The organism is Streptomyces sp. NPDC037100, assembly GCF_055606225.1.
Genome location: NZ_JBVJSX010000015.1, coordinates 142,345 through 148,741 on the forward strand (window position 1 = coordinate 142,345; position 6,397 = coordinate 148,741).

Here is a 6,397-nt window from a genome sequence, read left to right on the forward strand (position 1 = left end):
CCCGAAAGGGCAGCGACACTCAGAGCGCCTCCATCCCTCAAATGCCGTATTGTCTGAATTGTCAGTGCTTCGGACAGGAGGCACATGCGTGGGGAGCCGGCCGACCGGACTCCCGGTGCTTTCGTGAGGTCCGAGGCCGCGCTTCCCACGGTGTCTGTCCCATTCAGCACCTGCTCAGGGAGGTGCGCACCATGCGTATCGCCGGCGGCACCCGAACGCACCCCCACGACGACGCCCCCGACACCGCGGCGGCGTTCGCGCGTCTCGCGCGGCTGCCCGCGGGGCCCGAGCGCAAGGCCCTGCGGGACGAGCTGGTCGAGGCCTGGCTTCCCATGGCCGAGCGGATCGCCGTCCGTTTCCGCGGCCGTGGCGAGTCCCTCGAGGACCTCTACCAGGTTGCGGCCCTCGGCCTCGTGAAGGCGGTCGACCACTACGACCCGGCCCGCGGCAACGCCTTCGAGGCGTACGCGGTACCGACGGTCACCGGCGAGATCAAGCGCCACTTCCGCGACCACATGTGGACGCTGCACGTGCCCCGCCGGGTCCAGGACCTGCGCAACCGGGTGCGGCACGCCGTCAAGGAACTGTCGCAGACCACCCCGGGGCGCGCCCCCACGGTCGCCGAGATCGCCGAGTTCGCCCAGCTCACCGACGGTGAGGTGCGCACCGGCATGGAGGCCCTGGAGTGCTTCTCCGCGCTGTCGCTGGAGGCGGAGATGCCCGGGACCGACGGCTACGCCCTCGGGGACGCGATCGGCGGGCCCGACCCGGCCTTCGACATCATCGTCGACCGGGTGGCCGTCCGGCCCTGTCTCGAGGCTCTGCCGGAGCGCGAGCGGATCATCCTCTACCTGCGGTTCTTCAAGGGCATGACGCAGAGCCGTATAGCCGAACAGCTCGGCATCTCGCAGATGCACGTCTCCCGGTTGCTCAGCAGCTGCTTCGCCCATCTGCGCGAGGAGCTGCTCGCCGAGGCCCGGTGAGGCGGGGGGCGACCGGCCCCTCGTGCCTCCGGGGATCACCCTTGCGGCGGCGATCCGGGGATCTGCGTCGGTCCGGCCCGGTCGAGGGCGTCCTCCAGCGCGGCCCCGATCTCTTCGGGCATCACGCCCGTGCGTCCCCAGACGAGGATCAGTTCGGCGACGTTGCGCAGCTTGATGTTGGTGTGCTGGGAGACCTCCTTCAGCACGGCCCACCCCTGGTCGGGGGAGATCCGGCCGAGCGCCACCACCATCCCGATCGCCTGGTCCACGACGGCGTGGGAGACGACGGCCTCCTTCAGCTGCTGGACCTCCTCCTGAAGTTCGAGGATCCGATCCGAGCCCCCGTCCGTGGGCATGGTCACCTCCGGGTCCGGTGCGCCGCTGCCCTCAAGGTCCCACCGGATGCTTGAGTACCTTGACGCAGTGTCCGACCCATCCATCGTCGTCACTCGGTCCGCCCGGTGCCACCGGGGCGGACCAGGCCGGACGCCGTTTCGGCGCCCTCGCCGGGGTACTCGGCAGGCGCCCACAGCGGTTCCGGTTGGACACTGGTGTCAATCCTCCGGTGGCTGCCAGGCCGACGAGATCAGGACGCGACTGCCATGAACCACAACATGCCCACCTCCTCCGGCACGAAGGACGTCGTCTCATCACACTCCGTGTTCGGCGCACCCTGCTGGGTGAGCCTGACCAGCCGGGACGTCAAGGCGACCGAGGAGTTCTACGGGGCCGTGCTGGGCTGGCAGTGGCGGCCCGCCAAGCTCGGCGACCGGTTCCGGATCGCGCTGGTGGACGGCTCGCCGGTGGCCAGCATCGCGGGGGTTGCGGCCATGTGGCAGATGGCGGTGGCGTGGACGCCCTACTTCGCGGTGCGCAGCGCGGACGAAGCGGTGGCGCGGGTGCAGGAGCGCATGGGTACGGTCGCGGTCGGGCCGATCTCCCTGCCGCCGGGGCGGGCGGCGCTGCTGGCCGACCGGGACGGGGCGACCTTCGGCATCTGGGAGGGCGACCTCTTCACCGACTGGGAGACCTGGCGCAACGCGCAGCCGGCCTTCATCACGCTCCACACCCGGGACGCCTTCGACGCGGCGATCTTCTACGGCGAGATCCTCGAGTGGGCGACCCAGCGGCCGGGCTGCTGCGAGGTCCATTACGAGGGCGGCGAGGTCGTGCTGCGCAGCCGCGGGGACGTGGTGGCCCGGATCGAGTCCGGGGCGCTGGAGGCGGCCCCCGACCCGGCGATCCGGCCGCACTGGCAGGTCCACTTCTCCGTCGACGACGTGGAGGCCTGCGCCCGTGCGGCGGAACTCCACGGCGGCAGCGTCCTGTCCAAGGGCAGCGACGAGGCGGTGTTGCGCGACCATGACGGTGCGCAGTTCACGGTGACCGCGCGCCGCGACCGCTGACCCTGCTTGTCACTCCCTTTCACGTGCGGCCCGTGACGGCCGCGACAGCAGGACCAGGCTGCGGGCGTCGACGGTGAGGCCCGTCGCCGCCTTGTGCTCGGACTCGTCGGGGGTGCCCTCCGGGGCGGCCGTGTCGATGAGGGCCTTCCAGCGTTCCCCGTAGGAGGCGTTCGGGAGACGGAAGTCGACCGGTTCCCAGTGGCTGTTGAGCAGCAGCAGGAACGAGTCGTCGACGACCGGGCGCCCCCGCGGATCGGGTTCGGCGATGGCGTCGCCGTTGAGGAAGACACCGACGGAGTGCGCGTCGCCGCGCTGCCAGTCGTCGTCGGTCATCTCGCGGGCGTCCGGCGCCAGCCACACCAGGTCGGGCAGCGGCTGGTCCGCCCGGGTCAGGGTCTCACCGAGGAAGAAGCGACGCCGGCGCAGCACGGGGTGTCCCGTACGCAGCCGGATGACGTACCGGGTGAACTCCAGCAGCTCGCGCTGCTCCTCGGTGAGCCGCCAGTCGATCCAGGAGATCTCGTTGTCCTGGCAGTAGGCGTTGTTGTTGCCGCCCTGGGTGCGCCCGAGTTCGTCCCCGTGGGAGAGCATCGGGATGCCCTGGGACAGCAGCAGCGTGGCGAGGAGGTTGCGCTGCTGACGTATCCGCAGGTCCAGCACGGACGGGTCGCGGGTCGCCCCCTCGGCACCGCAGTTCCAGGACCGGTTGGCGCTCTCGCCGTCCTGGTTGTCCTCGCCGTTGTCCTCGTTGTGCTTGTCGTTGTAGGAGACGAGGTCGCGCAGGGTGAAGCCGTCGTGCGCGGTGACGAAGTTGACGCTGGCACGAGGCCGGCGCCTGCTGTGCTGGTACAGGTCCGAGGAGCCCGTGAGCCGGGAGGCCAGCTCGCCGAGGGTGTGGTCCTCGCCGCGCCAGAAGTCCCGGACCGCGTCGCGGTACATGCCGTTCCACTCCGACCACAGCGGCGGGAAGTTGCCCACCTGGTAGCCGCCCTCGCCGACGTCCCAGGGCTCGGCGATCAGTTTGACGCGGCTGATCACCGGGTCCTGCTGGATGAGGTCGAAGAACGCCGACAGCCGGTCCACCTCGTGGAACTGCCGGGCCAGCGTCGCCGCGAGGTCGAAGCGGAAGCCGTCGACGTGCATCTCGGTCACCCAGTACCGCAGCGAGTCCATGATCAGCTGGAGGACGTAGGGGTGGCGCATCAGCAGGCTGTTGCCGGTACCGGTGGTGTCGTAGTAGTGCTCCCAGTCGCCGTCGACCAGGCGGTAGTACGAGGAGTTGTCGATGCCGCGGAAGGACAGCGTGGGCCCCATCTCGTTGCCCTCGGCGGTGTGGTTGTAGACCACGTCGAGGATCACTTCGAGGCCGGCCGCGTGCAGGGTCTTCACCATCCGCTTGAACTCTGCGACCTGTTCGCCCCGCGTGCCGTGGGCGGCGTAGCCGTTGTGGGGCGCGAAGAAGCCGATGGTGTTGTAGCCCCAGTAGTTCGACAGGCCGCGGTCGTGCAGCACCCCGTCGTGGACGAACTGGTGGACCGGCATCAGCTCCACGGCGGTGACGCCCAGGGAGGTCAGGTGCTCGACGGCCGCGGGGTGGGCCAGCCCGGCGTAGGTGCCCCGGAGCTCCTCGGGCACCTCGGGATGGGTGCGGGTCATGCCCTTGACGTGCGCCTCGTAGATCACCGTGTCGGCGTAGGGCCGGCCGGGCCGGGCGTCGTCGCCCCAGTCGAAGGCCGGGTCGGTCACCACGCCGAGCATCGTGTGCCCGGCGCTGTCGGCCGGGTCCGGGCCGTCCGGGTTGCGCTCGTAGAGCGAGGGGTGGTTGTCGATCTGCCCGTCCACCGCGCGCGCGTAGGGGTCGAGCAGCAGTTTCGCCGGGTTGCAGCGGTGGCCGGCGGCCGGGGCCCACGGCCCGTGCACCCGGTAGCCGTAGCGCTGGCCGGGGCCGACACCGGGCACGTAGCCGTGCCACACGAAGCCGTCGACCTCGTTCAGCGGCACCTGGGTGTGCGTGCCGTCGTCGTCGACGAGGACCAGCTCGACGCGTTCGGCGACCTCGCTGAAGAGCGCGAAGTTGGTGCCCTCACCGTCGTAGTCCGCCCCCAGGGGATAAGGGCGCCCGCCCCAGGCGGACGCCCTTTTCCGTGGCTGCCGGCGGGTCACCGGGCTTCCTCCAGGAGGTCGCCCGGGGTGCTGGCCGGCCCGGCCAGCTGCGTGACCCGTTCCTCACGGGGCACATCGAGGCCCTCGCTCTCCCGCGGGGCGGGAGCGGTCGGCACCAGCGGGACGCGCTCCCCGGCGCGGGCGCGTTGCGAGAACCAGATGACCTTGCTGCCGGTCTCGGTCGCGCAGCAACCCCAGCCGTCGCTCATCGCGGCGAGGTGCTCGAGGCAGCCTCGCAGTTCCTGGTCCGGGCGCAGGGCGCGGTCGTTGTCCCCGATGGCGGTGATCAGGTGCTGCCCGTTCCACCACATCTCGATCGACGTGTTCTTGTCCGTGGCGTGTTCGTCGATGGCCTTGAGCAGCATCTCGGCACCGCCGCAGACGGGCTGGACCAGGTTGTCCAGGTCCCAGAACTTCAGGTGAGCGGCCAGAATACGGCTGACCTGTCCCACCCGTTCCGGGCTGACTTCCACGTCGAGGTGGTAGTAGCAGGGCACTGCGGTCTTCATCGGTCGGCTCCTCACCGCGAAGCTCAGCTCCTTCTCGCTCCCGCGGTCCTGCGGGACGAGCCCCGAACACGGAACGTGAGCGCCTATCGCTTCTGAGTCACACTCAGCCTGAGGGTGATAGTCCGTTCGTGCAACACGAGCGCACAGCTGAGGTGGCCGTACACGCATGTGAGCGGGTTCGGGTGACCTGAACGGCCCAGGGAAATCATTACTGGTTGAAGATCCAACAAGACGGTGCGTCGCCACGCATGCACCATGTGTGAAGAACTCGATCGCCGTCCGGATCCGTGTCGCTGTGCGCACGGCCGCCGTCCGACCGTCGGGAGACCGTGTCCCTCGAGCCCCGAAAGGTGATCGGCGCCATGCTGCTACCCGCCAAAGCCGAAGTCGCCCGGCAGTTGCGGCGTTACCGGGCCTGGGAACGCGTGATGCTCGCGGCACCGAACGACCGCACGGTGCGGACCACCTTCGAGGACTCCGGCTACACGCTCTGTGTGCTGATGGGCAAGCGCTGCGCTCGGGAGGCCGCGGACGCGGCCGAGCGGTACCTGCGCACGAACCACGTCACCTACCTGCAGGAACAGCAGATCACCTGCCTCCAGGAGCAGCACGTCACCTGTCTGCAGGAACCCGGCGAACGGCCTCGTCCGGCCACGGCGGTCCGACGCAGGCCGTCGGCGGCGGAGCGGAGATCCCCGGCTGCCGAGCGCAGATCCCCGGCGGGAAGGTAACGGCCTTCCCGAACATCCCCGTCCCCTGACCGGGCCCTGCGGCCCGGCTTTCGAGCACGCTGGAGGTGAGGACCATGAGAAGGACCCGGGCCATCGGCCGAATCCCGGTACGGGACGTCCGCCCGGCCGTGGAGAGCGGCGACCGGCCGGCGAAGGCGGTCGTGGGTGAAACGTTCGAGGTCACCGCCACCGTGTTCCGTGAGGGGCACGACGCGGTGGCGGCCAATGTCGTCCTGAAGGACCCCGAAGGGCGCCCCGGGCCCTGGACGCCGATGCGCGAGCTCGGGCCCGGCAGCGATCGCTGGGGCGCCGAGGTCACCGCGAACGCCGTCGGCCGCTGGTCGTACCGGGTGGAGGCCTGGAGCGATCCGGTGGCCACCTGGCGCCACGCGGCCGGCATCAAGATCCCGGCCGGCATCGACCCGGGCCTGGTCCTGGAGGAGGGCGCGGAGCTGTACGAGCGGGCTGCGGCCGGCGTGCCGAAGGGAGCCGGCCGCACCGTGCTGCTCGCCGCCGTCGACGCCCTGCGGGACGAGGGCCGCCCCGCGGCGGCTCGTCTGGCGGCGGCGCTGACGCCGGAGGTGGACGCGGTGCTGGCCCGGCAT

The 6,397-nt window shown here is 70.6% G+C and carries 7 protein-coding genes; 4 read left to right on the top strand and 3 right to left on the bottom strand.

The window, feature by feature from the left end; translation table 11 throughout:
- The first annotated feature begins 191 nt into the window (after positions 1 to 191).
- Positions 192 to 983, top strand: a complete 792-nt coding sequence (locus ACZ7EG_RS35965; RefSeq protein WP_471088401.1) for an RNA polymerase sigma factor SigF — start codon at positions 192 to 194, stop codon at positions 981 to 983.
- Between the two features lie 35 nt (positions 984 to 1,018).
- On the opposite strand, the gene ACZ7EG_RS35970 is transcribed toward ACZ7EG_RS35965, so the two are convergent.
- Positions 1,019 to 1,339, bottom strand: a complete 321-nt coding sequence (locus ACZ7EG_RS35970) for an ANTAR domain-containing protein (RefSeq protein ID WP_471088403.1) — start codon at positions 1,337 to 1,339, stop codon at positions 1,019 to 1,021.
- A 246-nt stretch (positions 1,340 to 1,585) separates the two neighbouring features.
- On the opposite strand from ACZ7EG_RS35970, the gene ACZ7EG_RS35975 reads away from it, so the two are divergent.
- Positions 1,586 to 2,389, top strand: a complete 804-nt coding sequence (locus tag ACZ7EG_RS35975) for a VOC family protein (protein WP_471088405.1) — start codon at positions 1,586 to 1,588, stop codon at positions 2,387 to 2,389.
- Positions 2,390 to 2,398: 9 nt separating this feature from the next.
- Here the strand turns inward: ACZ7EG_RS35975 and glgX are convergent, their stop codons facing one another.
- Positions 2,399 to 4,552: a glycogen debranching protein GlgX gene (gene glgX, locus ACZ7EG_RS35980; protein ID WP_471088407.1), complete on the bottom strand. Its 2,154-nt coding sequence runs from the start codon at positions 4,550 to 4,552 to the stop codon at positions 2,399 to 2,401.
- Positions 4,549 to 5,061: a pep a2 gene (locus tag ACZ7EG_RS35985; protein WP_471088409.1), complete on the bottom strand. Its 513-nt coding sequence runs from the start codon at positions 5,059 to 5,061 to the stop codon at positions 4,549 to 4,551. Before ACZ7EG_RS35985 ends, glgX begins: the two co-directional genes overlap by 4 nt.
- A 362-nt stretch (positions 5,062 to 5,423) precedes the next feature.
- Here ACZ7EG_RS35985 and ACZ7EG_RS35990 point away from each other — a divergent pair, with 362 nt between their 5' ends.
- Both ACZ7EG_RS35990 and ACZ7EG_RS35995 read left to right on the top strand, forming a co-directional pair.
- Positions 5,424 to 5,792 (top strand): DUF5133 domain-containing protein, encoded by a 369-nt coding sequence (locus ACZ7EG_RS35990; RefSeq protein WP_362246177.1) that lies wholly within the window; start codon positions 5,424 to 5,426, stop codon positions 5,790 to 5,792.
- Between the two features lie 74 nt (positions 5,793 to 5,866).
- Positions 5,867 to 6,397, top strand: a 531-nt coding sequence (locus tag ACZ7EG_RS35995; RefSeq protein WP_471088411.1) for a maltotransferase domain-containing protein, incomplete at its 3' end; no start/stop codon positions are given.

Excerpts from the sequence above, each read along its gene's own strand:
- ACZ7EG_RS35965 (WP_471088401.1), top strand. The coding sequence starts at position 192 with ATGCGTATCGCCGGCGGCACCCGAACGCACCCCCACGACGACGCCCCC.
- ACZ7EG_RS35970 (WP_471088403.1), bottom strand. The coding sequence starts at position 1,339 with ATGCCCACGGACGGGGGCTCGGATCGGATCCTCGAACTTCAGGAGGAG.
- ACZ7EG_RS35975 (WP_471088405.1), top strand. The coding sequence starts at position 1,586 with ATGAACCACAACATGCCCACCTCCTCCGGCACGAAGGACGTCGTCTCA.
- ACZ7EG_RS35985 (WP_471088409.1), bottom strand. The coding sequence starts at position 5,061 with ATGAAGACCGCAGTGCCCTGCTACTACCACCTCGACGTGGAAGTCAGC.
- ACZ7EG_RS35990 (WP_362246177.1), top strand. The coding sequence starts at position 5,424 with ATGCTGCTACCCGCCAAAGCCGAAGTCGCCCGGCAGTTGCGGCGTTAC.